Source organism: Brachyspira hampsonii (genome assembly GCF_002214805.1).
In the GTDB taxonomy this organism is placed as follows: Bacteria; Spirochaetota; Brachyspiria; order Brachyspirales; family Brachyspiraceae; genus Brachyspira; species Brachyspira hampsonii.
Map to the genome: position 1 here is coordinate 359,656 of NZ_CP019914.1, position 23,480 is coordinate 383,135.

The following is a 23,480-nucleotide window of genomic DNA, read 5'->3' on the forward strand; positions in this document are numbered from 1 at the left end:
ACCATTTTATATCTATTATATTGTGAAAAAAAGCACTTTTTACAATATAAAAAGAATTTAATTTTTGATTTAGGATATAAAAATGGAAAATAAAAAAAGAATAGTTATTGCATTAGGAGGTAATGCTTTAGGAGATACACTTGCTGAACAGATGGAAGCTGTAAAAATAACTGCTAAAAATATAGTAGATTTGGTAGAAAACGGCTGTGAAGTAATTGTCGCTCATGGTAATGGTCCTCAAGTTGGTTTTATAAATAATGCTATGAATGAATATACTGCACATCATAAAACAGGAAATGATATACCTCTTTCTGTTTGTGTTGCTATGAGTCAGGCTTATATTGGATATGATTTACAAAATGCTATTATGGAAGAGTTCTCTAACAGAAAAATAACAGTTCCGCCTATAGCTACATTAATTACACAAGTAGTAGTTGATGAAAATGATCCTGCTTTTAAAAATCCTACTAAACCTATAGGTCAATTTATGACTAAAGAAGAAGGAGAAGCCAAATCTAAAGAATTAGGCTGGATAGTTAAAGAAGATGCAGGAAGAGGATACAGAAGAGTGGTTGCTTCTCCAAAACCTGTTGCAATTGCAGAGAGTACTGCTATAAAAGCTATGCTTAATGAAAAAGCATTAGTTATATGCTGCGGCGGAGGCGGTATACCTGTAATAAGAATAGGAAATCACTTAAAAGGTATGGCTGCTGTTATAGATAAAGACTTTGCTGCGTCTGTACTTGCTAAAGAACTTCATGCTGATATGCTTATAATATTAACTGCTGTAGAAAAAGTTGCTGTTAATTTTGGTAAGCCGGATGTTAAATGGCTTGATTCTATGACTTTAGAAGAGGCTAAAAAATATTGCGATGATGGTCAGTTTGCTCCGGGATCTATGCTTCCTAAAGTTCAGGCTTGTATGCAGTTTGTAGAAGCCACTGGAAAAGAAGCCATGATAACATTACTTGAAAAAGCTAAAGATGCTATCAATGGAAAAACAGGTACTAGAATAATAAAATAATATTTTTTATAAAAACTTAGAATATATTGATTATACTATAGATATAATAAAATAATATTTTAAGGAGGATAAGATCTTTATGTGTATTAACAAAACAAACAAATCTAATACAGATTTGGTATATCAGCTTGAAGGTCGTCCTAGTGTAGCCGTTGCTCTGCCTTTGGGTATGCAGCATGTAATGGCAATGTTTACTTCTAACCTAGCTCCTATATTAATCATTGCAGGAGCCTGCGGTTTATCAGGAGCTGACACTGTTGTAATGGTACAATGTGCTATGTTCGTATCAGGACTTACAACATTTATTCAGCTCTACCCTATTAAAATTGGCAAGAATAGACAAATTGGAGCTAACTTACCTATAGTTATGGGTACTTCTTTTGCTTTTGTTCCTACTGCTCAGACTGTTGCTTCTATGGGTGGGATAGGGTTAGTATTAGGCGGAGCTATGGTTGGAAGTTTAACTGAAGTTATTATGGGATTTTTCTACAAATATATACGCAAATTTTTCCCACCTTTGGTTGTAGGATGTACTCTTGTAACTATTGGAGTTAGCTTGCTTGGTGTAGGCGTTGATTATTTTGCTGGAGGTGTGGGTTCTCCTGATTACGGATCTCCTAAAAATTTAGTTCTTGGATTTTTATCTCTATTTATCATTATTATACTTCAAAAATTTGGAAAAGGAATTATTAAAAATTCGGCTATATTAATAGGTCTTATAATTGGGTATATAGTTTCTGCTTTCTTAGGAATGGTTAATACTCAGGCTATAGCAGAAGCATCATGGTTTAGACTTCCCATACCTATGCATTTTAAATTAGAATTTTCTTTTTCAGCAATATTAAGTTTTGCTGTTCTTTATATCACTTCAGGTTTGGAAACTATAGGAAATACTTCTGGAATCACAATTGCAGGATTTGACAGAGAAGCTACAGAAAAAGAAACTTCAGGTGCTATACTAGCAGATGCATTAGGTTCTACTACAGCAGCATTCTTTAACTGTCTTCCAAATACTGCTTTCGGACAAAATGCTGGTATAGTATCTATGACTAAAGTTGTTAATAAATTCTGTATAGCAACAGGTGCTTTTGTATTAATGTTATGCGGTTTCTTCCCTAAATTGGGTGCTATATTCTCAGCTATACCTAGTTCTGTATTAGGAGGTTCCATAATTACAGTATTTGCTATGATATTAATTAACGGTATAAAAATGATAGCAAAAGCTGGTTTCAGTGAACGCAATATAATAGTAATGGGAATAACATTTGCTTTAGGTCTTGGTCTTGCAAATCATCAAAATGCAATAGCTCAGCTTCCTGAATTTATAAAATTTATATTTCATGATACTGTATCTGCAACATGCATTATATCTATCTTGGCAAATCTTATATTCCCTGATGATAAAGTAAGCAAGCCAGAGGATTATAATGCTTAAATTGATGTTTAGGTTTAAAGTATATAAAGGATATATAAAAAATGGAAACTTTTATTAAAGAATTAAAAAATTCTGTATCAAGAGTAGATGCTTTTGATAAGATAACAGGAAGAACTAAGTATTTAAACGATATTGATTTCGGAAAAGAAGTCCTGCATGCAAAGATTGTTTATTCTACAAAGGCAAGGGCTAAGATATTAAAAATAAATATTCCTGAACTTCCTGAAGGTTATTCCGTAATAGATTATAGAGATGTTCCGGGTAAAAATGCAGCCACTATGATTATATCTGATTGGCGTCCTTTTGCTGATGATAATGTTAGATACATTGGAGAGACAATACTCCTTATTGTAGGTCCTGACAAAAATGTAGTATATGATATAGCAGAAAAAGTTACAATAGAATATCAGGATTTAGAGCCTGTATTGAATATAGATGATTCTAAGAAATTATTAGGCGGTCCCATATACGGAGATGATAATATATTTGTTTCATTTAAAGCTGGATATGGAGATGTTGATGAAGCATTTAAAAAAGCTAAAACTATAATAGAGGAAACTTATTATACCCCATATCAGGAACATTTATATATGGAAGTTAATGGGACTGTAGGTGTTTGGGAAAATGACGGCGTAACTTTATATTCATCTACACAATGTCCTTACTATGTGCAAAAAGCGGTTGCTCCTGTTCTTGGTGTTGAAGACTCAAAGGTAAGAGTAATATCCCCTACTATAGGCGGAGGATTCGGAGGAAAAGAACATTATCCTGACATACTATCTGCCGCTGTTGCAGTTGCCGTGCATAAACTTAAAAAAACAGTTAAACTTATATTAGACAGACAATTTGATATGGCTTATAGTGTAAAAAGACAGCCTGCTCAAATCACAACTAAAATTGCTCTTGATGAAAACAACAATATTACTGCACTTGATATAATTTCGGATATGGATGCAGGTGCTTATGAGTCAAGTTCCAGAGTTATTATGCAAAGATGTACTTATACCGCTGCTAATGTATATCATTTTCCTAATGTGAGAGTTTTGGGAAGATTGTACTGCACTAATAATGTACCTAGCTGTGCATTTAGAGGATTCGGCGGACCTCAGGCTATATTTGCTATAGAAAGAACTATGGATAATATAGCAAAAAAAATAGGCATTGATCCTATAGAACTTAAAAGAAAATACTTTGTAAAACAAAATGATCCTACAATAACAGGCGGTATATTCCATGATAATATAATACTTCCTCAAATGCTTGATTTAGCCTTAAAAGAATCTAATTATGAAGAAAAAAGAAAAAAATATAAAGATGATATGTACAGAGGAATAGGAATATCATGCTTTTTGCATGGATGTGCTTTTACAGGAAGCGGTGAAAGAGATATAATTAAAGCTAAATTAAAGTTAAAGAAAAAAGGAAGTAAAGTAACAATACTAACATCAAATACAGAAATAGGTCAGGGACTTCATACCACATTTAGAAAAATAGCCGCTTATAATTTGCAAATACCATTGGAAAATATAGATATATCTGTGTATGATACTAATATAATACCAAATACAGGTCCTACAGTGGCTTCTCGTTCTGTTATGATAGTTGGATATTTAATACAGGAAGCATGTAAAAAATTAAGAGACAGATGGAATGAATCTGAAGAAATAGAAATAATAGAAGACTATAAACACCCTGCACATTTAATAGATTGGGATACCTCTGCTTTAAGAGGAGATGCCTACCCTACTTATGGGCTTGGAATAAATGTTGTTGAAGTTGAAATTGATAAAGTTACATTAGAAGTAAAAATAGTAGGTGTTTGGGCGGTATTTGACTGTGGATATGCTATAGATGAAAAAATAGTGGAAGGTCAAATAAAAGGCGGTGTTGCTCAGGCACTTGGATGGGGGGCTTTAGAAAACATAGTAAATAAAGACGGAAAATTCTTACAGGTAAAAATGTCTGATTATATGATACCGACTTCTTTGGATTTGCCTGAAATTAAAACATATATTATGAATGAGCCTTATCAATATGGTCCTTCTGGTGCTAAGGGAGTAGGAGAAATTACTTTTGACGGAGCGGCAAGTGCTTATGCATCTGCTATGGAAAATGCTTTGAATTATCATTTTACAAAAATACCTATTCTACCTGAAAACATAGCGGAGGTGATATAATGCCTATAAAATTTAAAGTAAATGGAAATGAAATTAATACAGAATTAGATCCTTTAACTAGATTAATAGATTTTATAAGAGATGAATTAAAACTTACAGGTACCAAAGAAGGATGCGGCGAAGGAGAATGCGGAGCTTGTGCTGTACTTATGAATGGAAAAGTTGTCAATTCATGTTTAATACCTATAATTTTATGCGAAGGAAAAGAAATTATAACGATAGAAAAATACACTGAAACAGAAAAAGGAAAAATAGTAACAAAAGCCTTTATGGATGAAGGTGCTGTACAATGCGGTTTTTGTACTCCAGGAATGATAATGTCATCTGAAACTATTTTAAATGATACTAAAGGAAAACCTACAGAATACCAAGTAAGAAAAGGATTATCAGGAAATCTATGCAGATGCACTGGATATGATCATATAGTAAGTGCTGTATTAAGAGCTTCTGATATAGCTTTTAAGGAGGGTAAAAATTTATGGCAGTAACTTTAAAAGCCAAAAATATTAATGAAGCATTAGATTTCAGAACCTCAAATGATTCTGTGATTTTTGCAGGCGGTACTGATTTGATGGTAGAGCATTTAAGAGGAAGTAATTTAATAGCTAAATTTAATAAGCCTATATTATTTATAAATGATATAGATGAATTAAAAGGCATAAAAGAAGATGAAAATAATATTATCATAGGAGCATTAACTACATTCGATGAAATTATTAAATCTCCTTTAACACCTCAGGTATTAAAAGAAAGTGCCTCAGGAATAGCAGGTCCTCCTATTAGAAATATTGCTACTATAGGAGGAAATATATGCAATGCCTCCCCTTCTGCAGACAGTTTACCTTCTTTATATGCTATGGATGCAGTTTTAATATTAAAAAGCAAAAACTCAAAAAGAGAAGTAAAAATAAAAGATTTTATTACCGGAGTAAGCAAAACAATATTAAAGAATGATGAAATACTTACTCATATCATAATACCAAAGAAAGATTATAAGTATTCCTTTTATAGAAAAATAGGAACTAGAAAAGCCAATGCATTATCTAAACTTGCTGTATGTACATTAGTTTGCAAAGAAAATGATAAGTACCGATTTAAAATAAGTTTTTGTACATTAGGTGTTACGATTACAAGAGATGAAAGTATAGAGGAAAAATATATTGTTTCAGATATAAAAGAATGGAAGAACAATATTAAATCTATACAGGAAGCATATTCCTCAATTATGAATCCTAGAAATAGTGCTAGGTCAACTGCTTTGTATAGAAAAAAATGTGCTTTAAATTTAATAAAGTATTTTATAGAGGATATCTGTATAAAATAGTTTATTAATTTAAATAAAAACAATTTAATAAATGGAGAAGAATTATGAGTACGAATGAAAAAACTCAAAATGCTTTGTTTGAATACGAAGCTGTTCCAAAGATGTCGCAGGCTTTTCCGCTAGCTATTCAGCATGTAGTTGCTATGATTGTAGGCTGTGTAACTCCTGCTCTTATAGTATCATCTGCTGCAGGACTTAAAAGCGGAAGTCCGGAACAAATACTATTAGTCCAATCTTCTTTAGTATTTGCCGCCATTTCTACAATAATAATGGTTTTCCCTATACCTATCACTAAAAATTATCATATAGGTGCCAGACTTCCTATGATTATTGGTGTTAGTTTTGCTTATGTATCTACTATGCAGTCTATAGCAAGAGGTCCTGAAGGTACAGGTCTTGGAGTAAGAGGTTTAGCTATTATATTTGGTGCTCAGGTAGTAGGAGGCATAGTTGCCGTTATATTCGGACTTGCTGTTGAAAAAATAAGAAAATTATTCCCTCCTCTAATTGCCGGTACTGTTGTATTTACTGTTGGACTTTCTTTATATCCTACTGCTGTTAGATATATGGCTGGAGGAAGTACATTATATAGCATAAACGGAGAAGTTGTTCCTTTTGGTTCTTGGCAGTATTGGGCTGTTGCTTTCATCACTCTTATAGCTGTTATTATATTCAATCAATTCACTAAAGGCTTTTTAAAACTAGCTTCTATACTTATGGGTTTAATTATTGGATATATAGCGGCATTTTTCTTTGGAATGATTAATTTTACTAGCGTTGTTAATGCCGGTATTTTCCAAGCTCCAAAATTACTTCCTTTTGGTATAGAGTTCGATCCTTCTGCTGCAATAGCTATAGCTCTTTTATTTGCTGTAAACTCAGTTCAGGCTATAGGAGACTTCTCTGCTACTACTTCAGGAGGTATGGGAAGAATGCCTACTGATAAAGAGTTAAAATGCGGTATTACTGCTTACGGTCTTACTAATATATTATCTTCTATGTTCGGATGCTTACCTACTGCTACTTACAGTCAGAATGTTGGTATAGTTGCTACTACTAAAGTTATTAACAGAATAGTATTTTTAATTGCTGCTATTATAATATTAGTTGCCGGACTATTCCCTAAATTCTCTGCTTTACTTACTACTATACCTTCATGTGTACTTGGCGGAGCTACTATAATGGTATTTGCTTCTATAGCTATGACAGGTATAAAATTAGTATTCACTGAAAATATGGGTCCTAGAAATACATTGATAGTAGGTCTTGCTGTTGCTTTAGGTATGGGTACTGTTCAAGTTGGAGGTGCTTTAGATACTTTCCCTGCTTGGGCTAAAACTGTATTTGGAAGCAGTCCTGTTGTTATAGCTACTTGTGTTGCTATTATACTTAATGTTGTTCTTCCTAAAGAAGAAGCTAAAAAATAATTAAAAATATTTTCTATATATAAAAGCATAAGTTATTTATAACTTATGCTTTTTCTTATATTAATTAAATATACTTTAAACTAAATCTTCTCTAGTATCTATATCTTTTAATTTATTTTTATCTATAGTATAAAAGAAACAATCCTCAATATTTTTTTTTATAATTTTCAATGCTCCGCTGTCATACTCTAAGTTTAAAATATCATTAATATATTTTGATGAGAATACTGCCGGGTTTGAAAAATTCTCTCCTGTAAACATAGCTCCTATATTCTTATGACTATAGTAAAAATATTTAAGCATATTAAAAATATCATTACTTTCTAAAACAGGCATATCGCATACAAAAAAAGCAAATGAATCAGCTTTTAGTTTTAAAGCCTCATTAATGCCGAGTTTGATAGAAGCACTTATACCTTCATTATAATTGTAATTATAAAAAGCATAATAATCTTTATTTTCAAATTTTTTATTTATTATATCATCGTATATGCTTACAACTATTACAGAAGTTTCTATATTTTTTAGCTTTTCATCTTCTTTAAATAATTTTCTTACATCTGATATTTTGTTAATAGTGTTTTCAAATAATGTTTTATTATTAAGAGATTTGAATTTATGAATTAACTTATTACCATTGAAACGCTCGCTTTTACCAGATGCTAATATAATGAAAGCGGTTTTTTTATATGTAATAGTATTGTTATTCGTAAAATCATTTAAATATAGTTTTATATCACTGCATTTAAGTTTATTAATATAATATTTATCTGCAATATATTTGATAGTTTCTAAATCCACTATACTTTCACTGTCTATTTCACTGCATAAATTATATCTGAAACAAACCTCTTTAAATTTTCTGCCTAAACTATGAAGCCCCATAATGATAACTATTTGGTATATTCTCCCATAAAGAAACTTTGGTATAATAGGCTCTTCATCATTTGGTATTTTTATTGGATAATACTTTGCCCCATCAGCCTCTATCAAAATAATATCCGCATATTTAATTGCATTCTCTAATTGTTCATATCCTACATACATTAGTTTTTTTTCATCATACTCTTTTCCTAATACAATAATATTCTCATTATCAAAAGAATGAGCATCAATAGTTTCAGTATATTTTTCAGGTTTAAAAATTTTTGCTGTAGTTGTGATTACTACCTTTTTATCTTTATAACTTTCTGATAATTTTTTTATATATGAGGTTTTACCGCCGCCGCCGCATACAATAATAATTTTTGACATAATCAGCCTATAGTTACTTCGCCTGTAGGTAAATCTATTATACCATATTTACCTTTATTAATAGAACCTATACTCATAAATAAAGTAAGATATCCAACGCGTCCTATAAACATTAATAATATAAGTATTAATTTGCTCCATATTGTAACTGTTGGAGTTATACCTAAAGAAAGACCTACTGTACTTATAGCGGATATCGCCTCAAAAAGTATAGGCATCATACTATTTGATTTTTCTATATAAAACATAATAAACGAAGCAAGTACAGAAATAGCTATTGCAAGAGTAACTATAGCAACAGATTTATTAACTGTATCATCTTTTATCTTTCTGCCATTAACTACAATATATGGTCTGTTAAAAACTGCAGCAATTACTGAAAATATAAAAACAAATAATGTAGTAGTTTTTACTCCGCCGCCTGTACTGTTTGGAGAAGCACCTACAAACATTAAAAATATAACAACTCCTATAGTAACACTGCTCATAGAGTTGTATGCAATAGTTTCAAAACCCGCTGTTCTTGGACTTACACTTTGAAATAATGAAACTAATATTTTCTCTTTTAAAGGAAGATCTTTGAGCGAATTTGAATATTCATTGAAAAATATAAAAGCACTTCCTAATATTATCAAAATAACACTTGTGTATATAACTATTCTAGCCTGAACATCAAATACATATCTTTTTCCTTTTACTTTATTTACTATAGCCCTAGTAACAGTAAGCATAACAGGATATCCTATACCTCCTAGCGTAATAAGAAGCATAATGCTAACATTAACTACAACATTTGCTGAATACTGATGAAGATTATCAGTATAAAGTGAAAATCCGGCATTACAAAAGGCACTTATAGAGTGAAATACAGAAGAAAATATTCGCATTCCTAATCTGTCATTAGTATCCATAACAGTAAACAAAGAAACAGCACCCAATAATTCTATAAAAAAAGTAGATAAAAAGATCACCTTTATAGTGGATCTTATAATATCTTTATTTTGAGTATTAAACATCTCTAAAGTTCTCACCCTATCCTGCACACTGCCTTTACTCACAGAAAATAAAAGCACTATTGCCGATATAGACATAATACCAAGTCCGCCTATTTGAATAAGAGTTATTAATACAATCTGTCCGAACAAAGTAAACTCTTTTGAAATATCTATAACACTAAGCCCCGTAACGCATACGGCACTAGTTGCAGTAAATAAAGCATCAACAAATGATAATTTACCTGTTACTGTACTTAAAGGTAAATATAAAAGCAAACTTCCTAATGTTATAACAAATACAAATGAAGCTATAATCATCTGATATAATGTAAACTTAGAATATGAAAGCCTAAGCCAATTTATAACTATAATTAAAAAGAAAAGTATAGAACCTGCTATAGTCCATATTATTCTGCTGGAATATACATCATAATATTTTCTGCTGAAAAAATTAAGAAGCAAAAGTCCTACAAGCTGAATAATAGGAACTACTATATAAAGTTTTCTAGGTGCTATTCTTATTTGATCTGCAAGTATAAATACAAAACATATTGTAATAATATTGATAATTTTATCATAATTATAAATATAAAAATTATAAATACTAATTTGTCTTACCTGCATTAAAAGTACAAATATTGCAAATATTGAACCTGCTATTGCTACTAAATTTGATATTCTCCTTAAGAATTCATCTATAGACTGAATTACGGTTTGATTCGGATTATTTTGATTATTAATCTTATTATTAAAAATATTTTTCATATCTAATAGTTACTCTTATTATATAGTTATACTATTTTAATATATAATAGCTTACATGTAAATATACAATTTTATTTTTTATATATATTTAAGCATGTCTATTAATATCAAAATCACCTCTCATACCTGTAAGAATATAGCCGATTTCCTCCATATTTTTTCTAAGACTTTCAACACCCTCTGCAGACTCAGTGCCTGTAGCTATCTTATCATTATACAATAAATATTTTTTTCTAACATCCATAGGCGATAAATTAGGCATAACAACATTAGAACCATGAAGTATTCCCATTTCTCTTCCTCCTTCTTTTATAGTTCCTAATGCTGTAGTAGCTGGTATCAATGCTAAAGGAAAAATTAAACGAAGTATACTTATAAGTATTAAAGTAAGTTCTAATTCGCCTTTTTTTTCATTGGCAAAAGGAGTATCCTTATGCGGCAAAAATGGTCCTATACCTATCATCTCTGGTTTTATCTCCTGCATAAAGACCAAATCAGCTGCAATATTTTCTAAAGTCTGATACGGACTTCCAACCATTATCCCTGTTCCTGTTTGATATCCTAACTTTTTTAAATTTCTTAAGCATTCTTTTCTATTATCCAAACTCATATCTGTTGGGTGAAGTTTTGAATAATGAGTATTATCCGAAGTTTCATGCCTCAATAAAAATCTATTAGCTCCTTTTTCTTTTAATATTTTATAATACTCTTCTTCTTTCTCACCTATTGATAATGTTAATGCACAGTCTGGAAATTTAGTTTTAATTGCCTCTACTATATCAGACATTATATTTATATTATAATAAGGATCTTCTCCGCCTTGTAAAACAAAAGTTCTAAACCCTATATCATAACCAAGTTCGCAGCATGATAAAATATCTTCTTTATTTAATCTGTAGCGTTCAGAATTTTTATTGCTCTTTCTTATTCCGCAGTATATACAGTCATTTTTGCAGTAATTGGTAAACTCTATAAGACCTCTCATAAAAACATACTTTCCGAATATTTTATCCGCCTTTTCCCTAGCTTTTAGCCTAAGATATTCTTTTAAATCTTTTATGCTTTCTTCTTCTTTTTGAGTTAATTGTTTTTTATTGATATTATTATCGTATTCAAAAGATGATAATAACACTAAAGCATCATCATGTGATAATCTCTCTTCTTTATCTATTTTTTTAATAATTTCTTTCGCCTTGTTTATATCAATCAAATTCATATTCCTTTATTGTTCTATATATATTTCACACCATTAATTTTAGCTATAGTCATGCCATAATTTGTTATAGGTACATTCTGCTCTTCGCATATTCTTATTCTATTTAATATATGCTTTCTAGTACCCATACACCCTCCGCAATGTATTACCAAATCATATTTTGATAAATCATCTGGAAAATCATTACCTGCTGCATAATCAATATCAAAATCAAAACCAAATTTCTTTTTTAAAAGATTAGGTATTTTTATTCTTCCAATATCTCCTTCTAAAGGAACATGAGTACAGCTTTCTGCAATTAAAAGTTTGCTTTCTTTAGTAAGATTGTCTATGAAGTCAGCACCTCTTTTATATACTTCTTCATTCCCTTTGTATCTTGCAAAAAGTACTGAAAATGAAGTTAAAAGGCTTTCCTCTGGTTTTAATTTTTCTACTTCTTTGAAAACCTGCGAATCTGTTATTATAACTTTAGGAGGCTTGCTTAATGCTTTAAGAGCTTTTTCAAACTTATCAAAAGTAGAAGCCATAATCACAGCTTTATTGTCTAAAATATCTCTTATAGTCTGCACTTGAGGAAGTATAAGACGACCTTTAGGTGCCTGAATATCCTGAGGCATAACCAGCATTACAATATCATCTTCTTTAATTATATGTCCTGTTATACTAATCTCTTCTATTTTTGGAATTGATGATTTTATAGCTTCTATCAGATTTTCAATATTAATTCTATTGTTTGCACTAATTGAAATAACTTCTAAATCAAATATTTCTTTTATATTATTTTCTATATTTTTATAGTTATCGTTTAAATCTATTTTGTTTAATACAGCTATAACAGGTATCTCCAAAGCAGCAATCTCATTTTTCCATTTTAATTCAAGCAAATAATCATTATTAATAAAAGAAGCATCAAATACAAGCAAAGCAATATCAGCAGATTCCATAATCTTTCTAGTTTTATGTATTCTTAAAGCTCCAAGCTCACCCTCATCATCAAAACCAGCCGTATCAACTATAGCACAAGCTCCTATACCATTTATCTCTATAGCCTTTTTAACAGGGTCTGTAGTAGTTCCTGCAGTATCCGAAACTATTGCTACATCTTGATTTGCAATTGCATTTATGATGCTTGATTTACCTGCGTTTCTTCTTCCAAATATTGCAATATGTGTTCTGTTTGAATTTGGTGTAGTATTCATTTTTTATTCCATTTATTTATATTATAATTAATAACATTAAAAAATTTATTTTATATATTAGACTTGTTTCAAAACTCAATTTCTTTATATTTATAATTTTTAATTTAATATTTTTTTAATTATAGTTGGGGCTTTGCTGCGAAGCACACAGTCGTGCCAAACCCCACTTCTTTTGGTGCCCCAAAGAAGCAGGCACAGACCGCAGTCGCAAAGGACTGCATGTTTATATACTAAAATAATAATTTATACAACATGTAAAACATAATATTTGTAATTTTAAAATTAAACAATTTCATATTTAATGTTGTCAAGTAGTTTTGAAACAAGTCTATTTTATAAATATAACAAATAAAAATACACCGAGCAAATAAAATCATATTTTTTATATTTTTCTGCTCGGTGAAATAAGTATCTCATAAAATTAAATCAATAATTTATACCTAAACATATAAAATCAATTATATACAAATTAAAATTTAAAATCTCTTCTTCCTTCATCTATGCCTTTTAAAGCATCAACCAATCTTAATTTTACCTTTTCATTAGGTACTCTCTCAATTTCATTTTCCATAACTTTATCTATAGATTTTCTAGTTTCTTCTTTGGCATAATCGTTTTCATATTCTTTTAAAGTTATTATAGCATTAGCCTGACAGAAATTTTTTATTTGTCCACTCTTAGCAAAAGCCATAAATCTGTCTCCTGTTCTTCCTTCTATATAGCAGGCAGTACAGAAACTAGGTAAATAACCAATATCAGAAAGCCATTTAATAATATCATCAAGTGAACGGTTATCAGATATTTCAAACTGTTTTGAATTCTCCTCTTCTTCTTCAACATATCCTCCAACACTAGTTCTTGAGCCTCCGCTTATTTGAGAAACTCCAACCTCTAATGCCTCCTCTCTTGATTTTTGACTCTCTCTTGTAGAAACTATTATTCCAGTATAAGGAACAGCGATTCTTAAAACAGCAACTATTTTTTTGAATAAACTATCAACTATAGCATTAGGGAAACTTTTAACATCAACATCATCAGCAGGTCTTATTCTAGGCACGCTTATAGTATGAGGTCCGCAGCCAAAAGTATCTTCTAAGTGCTTAGCATGATAAAGCATAGCAGTAAAATCATATTTATAATCATAAAGACCAAATAATACGCCTATACCCACATCGTCAATACCGCCTTCCATAGCTCTGTCCATTGCCTCAGTATGATATTCATAATTGCTTTTAGGACCGCTTGGGTGAACTTTCTCATAAGTAGGTTTATGATAAGTCTCTTGGAATAATACATAAGTACCAATTCCTGCATCTTTTAACTTTTTATAATTTTCAACTGTAGTAGCCGCAATATTAACATTAACTCTTCTAATAGCACCATTTTTATGCTTAATGCTATATATTGTTTTTATAGATTCAAGTAAGTATTCCATACTAGCATAGTCTGGGTCTTCACCTGTTTCTAAAGCAAGTCTTTTATGTCCCATATCCTGCAATGCTATAACTTCTGCTCTAATTTCATCCTGACTTAACTGTTTTCTTGCTATATGACTATTTTTAGCATGATAAGGACAGTAAACACAGCCGTTAATACAATAATTAGATAAATAAAGTGGAGCAAATAAAACTATTCTTTTACCGTATATCTCTAATTTGATTTTCTTTGCTATTTCAAACATTTCATTTTCAGCATCTTTGTCATCGCAAAGAAGTAAAGCCAATGCTTCTTTAGGCTCTAATCCTTTCATTTCATTAGCTTTGTCTAATATTTCTCTAATATTATAATCACCGCTTTCTACTTCGGATATTGTTTTTAGAATTTCCTCATCATTGATAAATTCATTTGCATTTCTAGATTTTGAATCATATTTAAATAAAGTTTCTAAAGACATAAAATACTCCTATTTAATAGTTAAACTCTTCATTATTTCTTGCTTGCATAAAGTGCTTTAGCAGAAACATTTTCAATCATACCAAGTTTGCCTGTTAAACTATTAATTTTATCTATAGGAGCATTTAATACTATGCTTATGATATTTATATTTTCTTCTCTGTAAGGTATACCCATTCTTCCTATAACAAAATCACTGTAGCTATGAAGAATTTCATTCACCTTTGCCGCAGCATTGGTGTCTTCAATTATTATACCTATAACAGCAATTCTATTATTTTCCATAAACTAACAAAAAAGATAAAATACAATTTTTTTATATGTTCCTTTATGATAAACATTAACAGTTATTCACTTAGGTTATTTTATTATAAAACTATAAATTATTTTGTAAATAGCTTTTATTAATTTTTTATAATTATTTTTCTATATGGAAAAAACTAACAACATTTTGAAGTTCTTTAGCATCATTATAAAGCGATATAGAAGAAGCAGTAGACTCTTCAACTAAAGCAGCATTTTCCTGAGTAATAGTATCCATTTCCATAACAGCTTTATTAACCTGAGCTACTCCAGACTGCTGTTCCAAAGCAGCAGAACTTATATCTTTTATAATATTTGCTGTTTCTTCTATTTCTTTTTTGATATTTATAAATAATTCTTCCTGACTTTCAACTATTTTATTAGCTTTATTAATTTTTTCATATACCTGATTTACAAGCTCAGTAATATCCTTAGCAGAATCCTGACTGCTTTGTGCCAAGCTTCTAACCTCACTCGCTACAACAGCAAAACCTTTACCCTGTTCCCCTGCACGTGCTGCCTCTACTGCCGCATTAAGCGCTAAAATATTAGTTTGAAAAGCAATGCCTTCTATAACTTTTATTATATCTTTAATTTTTTCACTGTCATTATTAACTTCATTCATACTTCTTACTGTTTCAGCAACCACTGAAGCTGCATTTTCTATTGAATCTTTACAGCTAGTCATCATATCATTTCCTTTAACAGAATTATTAGTTGCCATCGATATTGCTGAAGATATTTCCTCCATAGATGAAGCTGTCTCTTCAAGATTGGCTGCTGTATTTTCTGCTTTAGTAGCTAGGTTCTTATTTCCAGAAGCAAGTGCATTAGCAGCATTAGACATCTTATCAGCATTATGCAAAGTGGTCTCTATTACTTCTATTAATTTATATTTCATATTATGAAAAGAATGTGATAATTCTCCAATCTCATCTTTTCTATTCATTTTTCTTCCATGCATAATAAGTCTGCCGCTTTCTATTTCTTTGGCTTCCTCAACTACAATATTAAGAGGTTTTATTATACTTCTAGTAAATAAAAATACTACTAATGTCATAATAACCATTGATATAATACCTATAATTATACTTATAACAATAATAGATCTATTAACTTCATATATCTCTTTAGTATCCATGGCATAAGCTACTACCCAAGGCTGAGATTTCATCTTTTTATAAAAACCTTCCCTGATACTGTTATTAAAACCATATACTAATTTTCCTGATTCAGATGTACTTTGTATAATATTATTATATTCGCTTGGAGCCTGCTTATTTATTTCTTTAGGATCTGTATCCATTACTACTACAGCCTTATTATTAACAGTTACTATTCTTCCTGTTCTTCCAAGTCGAACATTACTAAAATAAGCATCATATATAGACATTATTTTTATAATAGATACTAAATAGCCTATTAATTGATCATTATAGTCAAGTATTCTCACACCTAGGGATATTGTAAGATCCCCAGTAGCAGCTGATTTAACTATATCATCTCCAAAAGCTACTGGCTCTCCTGATAATAATTTATTCATCATAGTGGGTCTTAAATCCATGAAATTTCTGCCTATTAATTGTGGGTTTCTATCAAAAACTATTACACCTCTTGTATCCATTATAGAAATGTTTTCTACAAAATTATTATTTTCTACAAATGAAGTTATATCTAAATAAACATTATTACTATAAGCAGCGGCATTTGAAAAGAAATTCTTAATATTAGCACCGCTTGTATATGATTTATTAAGCATAACCTGGGCATTTAGTATAGAATCAAACAAATTAGCATATCCACCAACAGTATTCTCAAAACCTGTATTAGTACTTTCAGTTATACCTTTATTTGAAAAGTATACTGAAGCAGATAATAAAAAACCTAACATTAATATAGACAATAAGCTGATAGTAACTGGTAGTTTAAAAGATAAACTGTGTATTTTCTTCATAATTTACTCCTAAAATCATTTTTATATAGGAAATATAGAATTGCATAAAATAAAAATGAAATCTAACATATTTTAGTATAATCAAAAAAAATACTAGTGTCAATAAATTAAAATAATTTTTATATGCTGCATAAATAAATATGATTAATTTAATATTTATTAAAAATTCTAAATTATCTCAGAGATATAGAAATTTAAATATTTTTTAACTATTTTAATTTTTTATAGAATTTAAAATATTGACAAATAAAGGCTTATAGGGTATAACTTCATTTATTATAATTTGGGGTTTATATCTATGTTAAGATTGGCTGTAATATTTGTAATTTTATTTTCTTTTAATCTTTATTCTCAAAATATTGATGATAAACCAATGAAAATAAATAAAAATTACTTCACTGATGATGGAAATTTAAAAAACAATAAAGATTTATCAGTTTATGCTATTAGAAAAATTAGATTTACTGATAATTCATCTTATGAAATGATAATATTAAAAAATAATAATTGGTATTATTACAGTTTATTTCAAATAGAACAAAATAATAAATACAATTATATTGGAACTATTGCTTTTAAAAGCTTTAATCTAAATACAGAAGGTCTTATAGGAAATATAGTTTATAAAGATAATTTTTTCACTATAGAACATAATATTATGTTAAATCTAAAAATGTATATAACATTCAAATATAATGATGATAAAAAAATATATTTAGATAAAGCTAGTATGATTGTAGAACTTGCTGATAATAGTTCGGCAGCAAATACTAATGAATCAAAAACAACCTCCAAGCAGGTTAATGGAAATGTAGTGCCTAATAAGATTTTATATAAAGATGTTACAATGGATATGATAACTAAACTATTAAGCCTTGATATATAAAAATAAATAAACAAATATATAAATAATTAAACATAGAGCTGTAATAATATGAGAGCATTTTTAGCATTAAACTTAAATGAAGAAATTAAAAATCAATATTACAGCATTTTAAAAATAGATGAAAAAATAGCAGAATTAAAAAAAGTGTCAAAAGATAAAATGCATATAACATTAGCATTCTTTGATAATATAAAAGAAGAACAAATAGAATTAATAAAAAAAGAAGTAATAAACTCCTCTCCTGAACCATTTAATATAAACTTTGAAAATATTTCATACTTCACAAATAAATTCAAAGATATTAATGTCATATTTGTAAAAGCTGTAAGCAAAGAATTAGAAAACTATGTAAAAACTTTAAGAGGCAATTTAGATAATATCAAAAATCTTAAATACGATAAAAAAGATTTTAAATCTCATCTCACTTTAGCTAGAGTTAAAAGAATTTATGATAATAAAAAACTAAAAGAAAATATTGAAGAAATAGAATTTACTCCATTATCTTTTTTATCTAATTCAATTACTTTATATTCAAGCGACTTTTATAATTATACAGAAATTTTCACTATCAATTTTTAATTATATCATTCAATCAATCATTTACATTTTTATTAATTAAAGTATAATCTAATAAATAAACATAATAAATAATTTTTTAATAAGATATAAAATTAGATTAGAAAGGTAAATTAATTTATGAATAAAATAAATAAAATATATATAGGCTATCCTCCATTTGAAAGCGACAGAGGAGTAGCATTATTATCACAGAACAGACAATTTCAATGGTTCAAAAGCCCAACATATATTTATCCGGTAGTGCCTGCAACTGCAGCAACTATGATAAAAAATTCCGGATATGAAGTTGACTTTGTTGATGCTATTGCTAGAAATATGACAACAGAACAATGGTATAAATATTTAGATGAAAAGACACCAGATTTATTATTCTTTGAGGTAAAAACTCCTGTTATATACAAGGCATGGAAAATAGCTGATGATTTAAAAGCTAAATACCCAAATATGATAGTTGTTATTGCAGGAGATCATGTTACTGCGATGCCGGAAGAGACTATGAATAACTGTAAGGTAGATTATTTATTAATGGGGGGAGATTATGATTTTCTTCTTTTAAACTTAATAGAATATCTTAATGGAAAAGCACAATTAGAAAAAGGCATATACTACAGAGAAAATAATAACATAAAAAATACAGGATTTTTTGAATTAAGACATGATTTAAAAAGCCTTCCGTTTATAGACAGAGATTTAACTCAGTGGAAAAGATACGCTTATGATAACGGCAATTTCAAAAGAATACCCGGAACTTATATAATGGCTGGAAGAGACTGCTGGCATCATAGATGTACTTTCTGTTCTTGGACTGGAATATATACAAATTTCCGTGCCAGAACTGCTGAAAATGTTGCTGATGAGGTGGAGTTTCTTTACAATAAATACAATATAAGAGAGATAATGGACGATACAGGATGTTTTCCTGTAAAAAAATGGCTTAATGATTTTTGTAATTTTATGATAGACAAAAAACTAAATAAAAAAGTTAATATAGACTGCAATATGCGTTTTGGGGCATGCAATGAAGATGAATACAGACTTATGAAAAAAGCTGGATTTAGATTTCTTTTGTTCGGACTAGAATCTGCAAGTCAAACCACATTAGATAAGCTAAAAAAAGGAAATAAGGTTGAAGAGATACTTCCGTCTTGTAAAGCAGCATCAGATGCAGGGCTTTCTCCTCATATTACAGTAATGCTAGGTTATCCTTGGGAAACTGAAGAGGATATTGAAAAAACTTATGAACTTACTAAAAAACTTCTTCTTAAAGGTTATGCTAAAACTATGCAGGCTACGATAATAATTCCGTATCCGGGTACTGAATTATTTAATCAATGCAAAAAAGAAAATTGGCTTACTACAGAAAATTGGGAAGATTATGATATGCGTAAAGCTATAATGAAGACAGATGTTGGTGAAGAAAAAATAAAAGAATGGGTACAAAAACTTTATAATCTTAGCTTTACTCCTCAATTTTTAATGCATAAAGTATTATCAATTAGGGATTTAGATGATATAAAATATTATTTGAGGGCATTTAAAAAAGTTTCAAAAGGGCATTTAAAAGACTTTGAATAATTTCATTTTTATTATAAAATATATAGAATTATTAATCATAAATTTAAATTAAGGAGTTATTTATGGCTAGAGTGAAATTCATGGAATATGAAGAAGCTACAGGTAAAGTAAAAGAAGCTTTCGATTATCAATTAAAAAAAAGCGGCAATGTTACAAATATGAAAAAAGCATTATTAAATGACTACGCTACTTATGAAGCATTTATGGGTTGGTATGTTTCATTCGACAGATTAGTAGAGGTAGTTGGAAAAAGAGCAGCTATGATATTGGCACATTCTGTTTCTACTACTAACGGATGTATGCTTTGTTCTTTATTCTTTATCAGAGATTTAAAAGCTATAGGAGATGATCCTAAAAATCTTAAACTTGATGAAAAAGAACAATTATTATCACAATTAGGTATGCAGATGGTAAAAGATCCTAATGGTGTAACTGATGAACTTATGAATAATCTTAAAAAACATTTCAATGATTCTGAAATAGTTACTATAGTTGGTTTTGCTGCTCAGATGATGGCTACTAACAATTTTAATGCTGTATTAAAAATAGATTTAGATGAATCTTTGATACCTATACAAGGCGAGTTTGAAAAAGAAACTTGGAGAGCAAAAAATAATTAATATTTAATTATTTATAAAATAAAAACAAGGGGAATAATTCTCCTTGTTTTTTGTCAACTTTATAATTAATAATAATACTAATTAAATGGGTACGGACATTATAGCTTATGAGTTATGTTCTTCTGCATCTAAATTGCCTACGAACTTATCAAAAGTATAAAGATTTCTTCCTTCCAAATCACCTAAAATTTTAATTTTTTTAATAATATCATTAAATAATTCTTCTTCTTCAAGCTGCTCTTCAACAAACCATTCCAAAAACTTTAAAGTAACATAATCTTTACTATCCATTGCTATACCTACTAATTTATTAATGCAGGAAGTGATATACTCTTCATGTTTAATTACTTTTTCAAATAACTCTGCAGCAGAATTAAAATTACATTCAGGAGCTTTCATCTCTCCCATTATAGCTTGTCCGCCTGCTTTATTAATATATTCTCTGAATTTTTCCAAATGTGTATGCTCTTCTGCTGAATGATTATATAAGAATTTACTGCATCCTTTAAGTCCCTGTTTTTCGCACCAGCCAGCCATATTAAAATATAAATTAGCTGAATAATGCTCTAAATTTAAATGCTCATTTAATAATTTTACTGTTTCTTCTTTTATTATAGACATAATAAACTCCTTTTTTAGATTTGACTAACATTATTTTATAATACTCTAACATTTTTAACAATATATTATACACTATAATAACATACTAATATCATATTTTTTAATGCAATATTTATGTATTATAAAACATATATAACATTAATATTTAAATTAGTAGACTTATTTAAAAAGACTTGACAAATAATTTTCCATTTTTTTATTTTATGTTATTAATATTTCTTAATTATTTTTTAATCTAAAATATTCTATTGATTTAATAAGTTCATTAGCTTCATTAAGTAATGACTCAGATGCGGAAGTAGCTTCAGTAACCAAAGAAGCATTTTTCTGTAAGGCTGCATCCATATTATTAATAGCTATATTTATTTGTTCTATACCTTTTTCTTGTTCCTGAGCTGCTGTATTTATTCTGTCCATTAAAGAAGAGGCATTATCCATTTTTTCAGATATTTCCATAAATATATCTTTAGATTCTTTAACACTCTCTGCTGCCAAATGAATTTTTTCATTACTGTCTGTTATTAGAGAAGTAATATTTTTTACTGATTCCTGAGTATTTTGTGCTAGATTTCTTACCTCGCTTGCTACTACAGCAAAACCTCTTCCTTGATCTCCTGCTCGTGCTGCCTCAACCGAAGCATTTAAAGCTAATATATTAGTTTGAAAGGCTATACCTTCTATAAGTTTGGTAATATCCATAATCTTATTGCTTGCCTCATAAACATCATCCATTTTACTAACACTTTCTTCTACTATTTCACCTGCTTTATTTAAATGCTCCTTAGCTTCTGATACCATAGAAGTACTAGTTGCAACATTTTCTGCAGACTCTTTAATAGCACTAGCCATTTGATTCATTGATGCTGCAGTCTCTTCCAAACTTGAAGCCTGAGATTCTGTTCTTTCTGATAAATCATTATTTCCTGCTAAAACTTCATTAGCAGCAGTAGATACTTGTTCAGCTGAGTTTTTTACAGTATTGATAACTTTGTTAAAATTATTAATAGCTTTATCCCAGCCTCTTGCAATATCTCCCCATTCATCTTTTCTTTTATCAAAATCTTTAGGCATAGACGCAGTTAAATCACCATTGGCCATATCTAAAATATTTCTAGCAAAAGAATTAATAATATCAGATACTTTTTTCTTTATAATAAATGGTATAAGTACAGCAAATATAATAATAACTACTGCTAATATAACAATAAGAGAATTTCTCATAATGATGCTGTCTTTCAATATTATGTCTCTAGGAGCAGCTAATTCTAATCCCCAATATACCCCTTTGGATATTTCTATAGGAGTAAAAGCATAAGTAAAATGTTTTTTAGCACTTTCACCATATGCTTCTATTATGGAGAACTTTCCAGACTGTATATTTTCAAATATATTATATTGTTTGTAATGAGGGTACACTTCATAAATGTTTTTTGAAATATCATTTTGACTAAGCGTATCATATACTACAGCCCCGTTCTGGTCATAAAGCATTATAAAGTACCTTCAAAAGGAGCAATATCTTTAAGCAAAGAAGTAACAGAATCCACAAATATATCAACATAAATAACACCTATAAATTTATTATTTGGTTTTATAGGTATACATAATGTAAAAAGTACTGTTCCAACATTAACTGTAGAATTATAAACTCCAGATACATATATATCTCCAGTTCTTTTAGGTTCTGTGTAATAATCCACATTAAAAGTATCTATTGATAAATATGCTTCTCCATTTCTTGATATGTAATAATTAAATCTGCCGTTAGAAGTTCGATATTCGGAGTTTGTATAATCTGCATCATTATCAAGTACATTAGGTTCAAAAGCTATTGAAAGACCATTTATATCATCAGGAAGGCTATTAAAAAATACAGAAGTTAATTGTTTATAGTTTTCTCTGTCTCTTATTCCTCTATTGTATATATTTTCTATATTAACTTTAAGCCCCATTACATTATATAAATGATTATTGATGGTATCTTTTATAACATTCGCCTCTTTTAAAGAAGTCTCTTCTAATACTTTATACGATAGCCTTTTACTTATATCTCCACTGTATATTGTTATAAATCCGTTTGCTAGAATTGTGATTAATATAATTGGAATTAATATTGAAATAGTAATTTGAAATTGTAAGCCAACTTTTTTAAACATGATTATCCTGCCTCTACGCTTAATTACAAATTTAATTTAAAAAAGAATTTCACTACAATAATAACCTTATAAACAAG

General features: G+C 29.2%; 18 protein-coding genes and 1 pseudogene. 10 read left to right on the top strand and 9 right to left on the bottom strand.

Features of this window, described 5'->3' with window-relative positions:
* Positions 1-82: 82 nt before the first annotated feature.
* The 6 genes from arcC (at position 83) to BHAMNSH16_RS01385 (ending at position 7,387) form a co-directional block, all read left to right on the top strand.
* Entirely contained in the window at positions 83-1,024 is a 942-nt protein-coding gene (gene arcC / locus BHAMNSH16_RS01360; protein ID WP_008727854.1) for a carbamate kinase, read from the top strand.
* A gap of 79 nt (positions 1,025-1,103) precedes the next feature.
* Positions 1,104-2,459, top strand: a complete 1,356-nt coding sequence (locus tag BHAMNSH16_RS01365; RefSeq protein ID WP_008727853.1) for a uracil-xanthine permease family protein — start codon at positions 1,104-1,106, stop codon at positions 2,457-2,459.
* Positions 2,460-2,500: 41 nt separating this feature from the next.
* Positions 2,501-4,636: a xanthine dehydrogenase family protein molybdopterin-binding subunit gene (locus BHAMNSH16_RS01370; RefSeq protein ID WP_069732149.1), complete on the top strand. Its 2,136-nt coding sequence runs from the start codon at positions 2,501-2,503 to the stop codon at positions 4,634-4,636.
* A complete protein-coding gene (locus BHAMNSH16_RS01375) occupies positions 4,636-5,124 on the top strand; it encodes a (2Fe-2S)-binding protein (RefSeq protein ID WP_008727852.1) in 489 nt (162 codons plus the stop codon). Before BHAMNSH16_RS01370 ends, BHAMNSH16_RS01375 begins: the two co-directional genes overlap by 1 nt.
* On the top strand, positions 5,115-5,960 hold the full coding sequence (locus tag BHAMNSH16_RS01380; RefSeq protein WP_008727851.1) for an FAD binding domain-containing protein: 846 nt from the start codon (positions 5,115-5,117) through the stop codon (positions 5,958-5,960). The genes BHAMNSH16_RS01375 and BHAMNSH16_RS01380 overlap by 10 nt, the downstream gene beginning before the upstream one ends.
* Positions 5,961-6,004: 44 nt before the next feature.
* The gene (locus tag BHAMNSH16_RS01385; RefSeq protein ID WP_008727850.1) at positions 6,005-7,387 is read left to right on the top strand and encodes a uracil-xanthine permease family protein; all 1,383 of its coding nucleotides are present in this window, start codon (positions 6,005-6,007) and stop codon (positions 7,385-7,387) included.
* 75 nt (positions 7,388-7,462) lie between these two features.
* Here BHAMNSH16_RS01385 and yqeC read toward each other — a convergent pair whose 3' ends face one another.
* The 7 genes from yqeC to BHAMNSH16_RS01420 all read right to left on the bottom strand — a co-directional run bounded on the left by yqeC (position 7,463) and on the right by BHAMNSH16_RS01420 (position 16,966).
* Positions 7,463-8,641, bottom strand: coding sequence for a selenium cofactor biosynthesis protein YqeC (gene yqeC, locus BHAMNSH16_RS01390; protein ID WP_069732148.1), 1,179 nt, complete (start codon positions 8,639-8,641; stop codon positions 7,463-7,465).
* A 2-nt stretch (positions 8,642-8,643) separates the two neighbouring features.
* Positions 8,644-10,401, bottom strand: a complete 1,758-nt coding sequence (locus BHAMNSH16_RS01395) for a TrkH family potassium uptake protein (RefSeq protein ID WP_008727849.1) — start codon at positions 10,399-10,401, stop codon at positions 8,644-8,646.
* A gap of 88 nt (positions 10,402-10,489) precedes the next feature.
* Positions 10,490-11,611, bottom strand: a complete 1,122-nt coding sequence (hydE, locus tag BHAMNSH16_RS01400) for a [FeFe] hydrogenase H-cluster radical SAM maturase HydE (protein WP_008727848.1) — start codon at positions 11,609-11,611, stop codon at positions 10,490-10,492.
* Between the two features lie 20 nt (positions 11,612-11,631).
* Positions 11,632-12,816, bottom strand: a complete 1,185-nt coding sequence (hydF, locus tag BHAMNSH16_RS01405; RefSeq protein ID WP_008727846.1) for a [FeFe] hydrogenase H-cluster maturation GTPase HydF — start codon at positions 12,814-12,816, stop codon at positions 11,632-11,634.
* Between the two features lie 469 nt (positions 12,817-13,285).
* The gene (gene hydG, locus BHAMNSH16_RS01410) at positions 13,286-14,710 is read right to left on the bottom strand and encodes a [FeFe] hydrogenase H-cluster radical SAM maturase HydG (protein ID WP_008727844.1); all 1,425 of its coding nucleotides are present in this window, start codon (positions 14,708-14,710) and stop codon (positions 13,286-13,288) included.
* A gap of 32 nt (positions 14,711-14,742) precedes the next feature.
* Positions 14,743-14,994 (bottom strand): TM1266 family iron-only hydrogenase system putative regulator, encoded by a 252-nt coding sequence (locus tag BHAMNSH16_RS01415; RefSeq protein WP_008727843.1) that lies wholly within the window; start codon positions 14,992-14,994, stop codon positions 14,743-14,745.
* A 133-nt stretch (positions 14,995-15,127) separates the two neighbouring features.
* Positions 15,128-16,966 (bottom strand): methyl-accepting chemotaxis protein, encoded by a 1,839-nt coding sequence (locus BHAMNSH16_RS01420; protein ID WP_069732147.1) that lies wholly within the window; start codon positions 16,964-16,966, stop codon positions 15,128-15,130.
* 298 nt (positions 16,967-17,264) lie between these two features.
* Between BHAMNSH16_RS01420 and BHAMNSH16_RS01425 the strand changes: the two genes are divergently transcribed.
* The 4 genes from BHAMNSH16_RS01425 (at position 17,265) to BHAMNSH16_RS01440 (ending at position 20,626) form a co-directional block, all read left to right on the top strand.
* The gene (locus BHAMNSH16_RS01425; protein ID WP_069732146.1) at positions 17,265-17,852 is read left to right on the top strand and encodes a hypothetical protein; all 588 of its coding nucleotides are present in this window, start codon (positions 17,265-17,267) and stop codon (positions 17,850-17,852) included.
* Positions 17,853-17,900: 48 nt separating this feature from the next.
* The gene (thpR, locus tag BHAMNSH16_RS01430) at positions 17,901-18,431 is read left to right on the top strand and encodes an RNA 2',3'-cyclic phosphodiesterase (protein ID WP_069732145.1); all 531 of its coding nucleotides are present in this window, start codon (positions 17,901-17,903) and stop codon (positions 18,429-18,431) included.
* Positions 18,432-18,548: 117 nt separating this feature from the next.
* Complete coding sequence (locus tag BHAMNSH16_RS01435) at positions 18,549-20,006, top strand: B12-binding domain-containing radical SAM protein (protein ID WP_008727776.1); 1,458 nt, start codon at positions 18,549-18,551, stop codon at positions 20,004-20,006.
* A 62-nt stretch (positions 20,007-20,068) separates the two neighbouring features.
* Positions 20,069-20,626, top strand: coding sequence for a carboxymuconolactone decarboxylase family protein (locus BHAMNSH16_RS01440; RefSeq protein WP_008727775.1), 558 nt, complete (start codon positions 20,069-20,071; stop codon positions 20,624-20,626).
* Positions 20,627-20,731: 105 nt separating this feature from the next.
* Here BHAMNSH16_RS01440 and BHAMNSH16_RS01445 read toward each other — a convergent pair whose 3' ends face one another.
* Entirely contained in the window at positions 20,732-21,247 is a 516-nt protein-coding gene (locus tag BHAMNSH16_RS01445; protein ID WP_069732144.1) for a ferritin, read from the bottom strand.
* Between the two features lie 219 nt (positions 21,248-21,466).
* Positions 21,467-23,403, bottom strand: a pseudogene (locus BHAMNSH16_RS01450) (methyl-accepting chemotaxis protein).
* Positions 23,404-23,480: the final 77 nt, after the last annotated feature.

What these genes read in the sequence shown, in the direction of transcription:
- thpR (WP_069732145.1), top strand. Translation starts at nt 17,901, where the DNA reads ATGAGAGCATTTTTAGCATTAAACTTAAATGAAGAAATTAAAAATCAA.
- BHAMNSH16_RS01420 (WP_069732147.1), bottom strand. Translation starts at nt 16,966, where the DNA reads ATGAAGAAAATACACAGTTTATCTTTTAAACTACCAGTTACTATCAGC.
- BHAMNSH16_RS01425 (WP_069732146.1), top strand. Translation starts at nt 17,265, where the DNA reads ATGTTAAGATTGGCTGTAATATTTGTAATTTTATTTTCTTTTAATCTT.
- hydG (WP_008727844.1), bottom strand. Translation starts at nt 14,710, where the DNA reads ATGTCTTTAGAAACTTTATTTAAATATGATTCAAAATCTAGAAATGCA.
- yqeC (WP_069732148.1), bottom strand. Translation starts at nt 8,641, where the DNA reads ATGTCAAAAATTATTATTGTATGCGGCGGCGGCGGTAAAACCTCATAT.
- arcC (WP_008727854.1), top strand. Translation starts at nt 83, where the DNA reads ATGGAAAATAAAAAAAGAATAGTTATTGCATTAGGAGGTAATGCTTTA.
- BHAMNSH16_RS01365 (WP_008727853.1), top strand. Translation starts at nt 1,104, where the DNA reads ATGTGTATTAACAAAACAAACAAATCTAATACAGATTTGGTATATCAG.
- BHAMNSH16_RS01375 (WP_008727852.1), top strand. Translation starts at nt 4,636, where the DNA reads ATGCCTATAAAATTTAAAGTAAATGGAAATGAAATTAATACAGAATTA.
- BHAMNSH16_RS01415 (WP_008727843.1), bottom strand. Translation starts at nt 14,994, where the DNA reads ATGGAAAATAATAGAATTGCTGTTATAGGTATAATAATTGAAGACACC.
- BHAMNSH16_RS01445 (WP_069732144.1), bottom strand. Translation starts at nt 21,247, where the DNA reads ATGTCTATAATAAAAGAAGAAACAGTAAAATTATTAAATGAGCATTTA.
- BHAMNSH16_RS01385 (WP_008727850.1), top strand. Translation starts at nt 6,005, where the DNA reads ATGAGTACGAATGAAAAAACTCAAAATGCTTTGTTTGAATACGAAGCT.
- BHAMNSH16_RS01435 (WP_008727776.1), top strand. Translation starts at nt 18,549, where the DNA reads ATGAATAAAATAAATAAAATATATATAGGCTATCCTCCATTTGAAAGC.
- hydF (WP_008727846.1), bottom strand. Translation starts at nt 12,816, where the DNA reads ATGAATACTACACCAAATTCAAACAGAACACATATTGCAATATTTGGA.
- BHAMNSH16_RS01395 (WP_008727849.1), bottom strand. Translation starts at nt 10,401, where the DNA reads ATGAAAAATATTTTTAATAATAAGATTAATAATCAAAATAATCCGAAT.
- BHAMNSH16_RS01370 (WP_069732149.1), top strand. Translation starts at nt 2,501, where the DNA reads ATGGAAACTTTTATTAAAGAATTAAAAAATTCTGTATCAAGAGTAGAT.
- BHAMNSH16_RS01380 (WP_008727851.1), top strand. Translation starts at nt 5,115, where the DNA reads ATGGCAGTAACTTTAAAAGCCAAAAATATTAATGAAGCATTAGATTTC.
- BHAMNSH16_RS01440 (WP_008727775.1), top strand. Translation starts at nt 20,069, where the DNA reads ATGGCTAGAGTGAAATTCATGGAATATGAAGAAGCTACAGGTAAAGTA.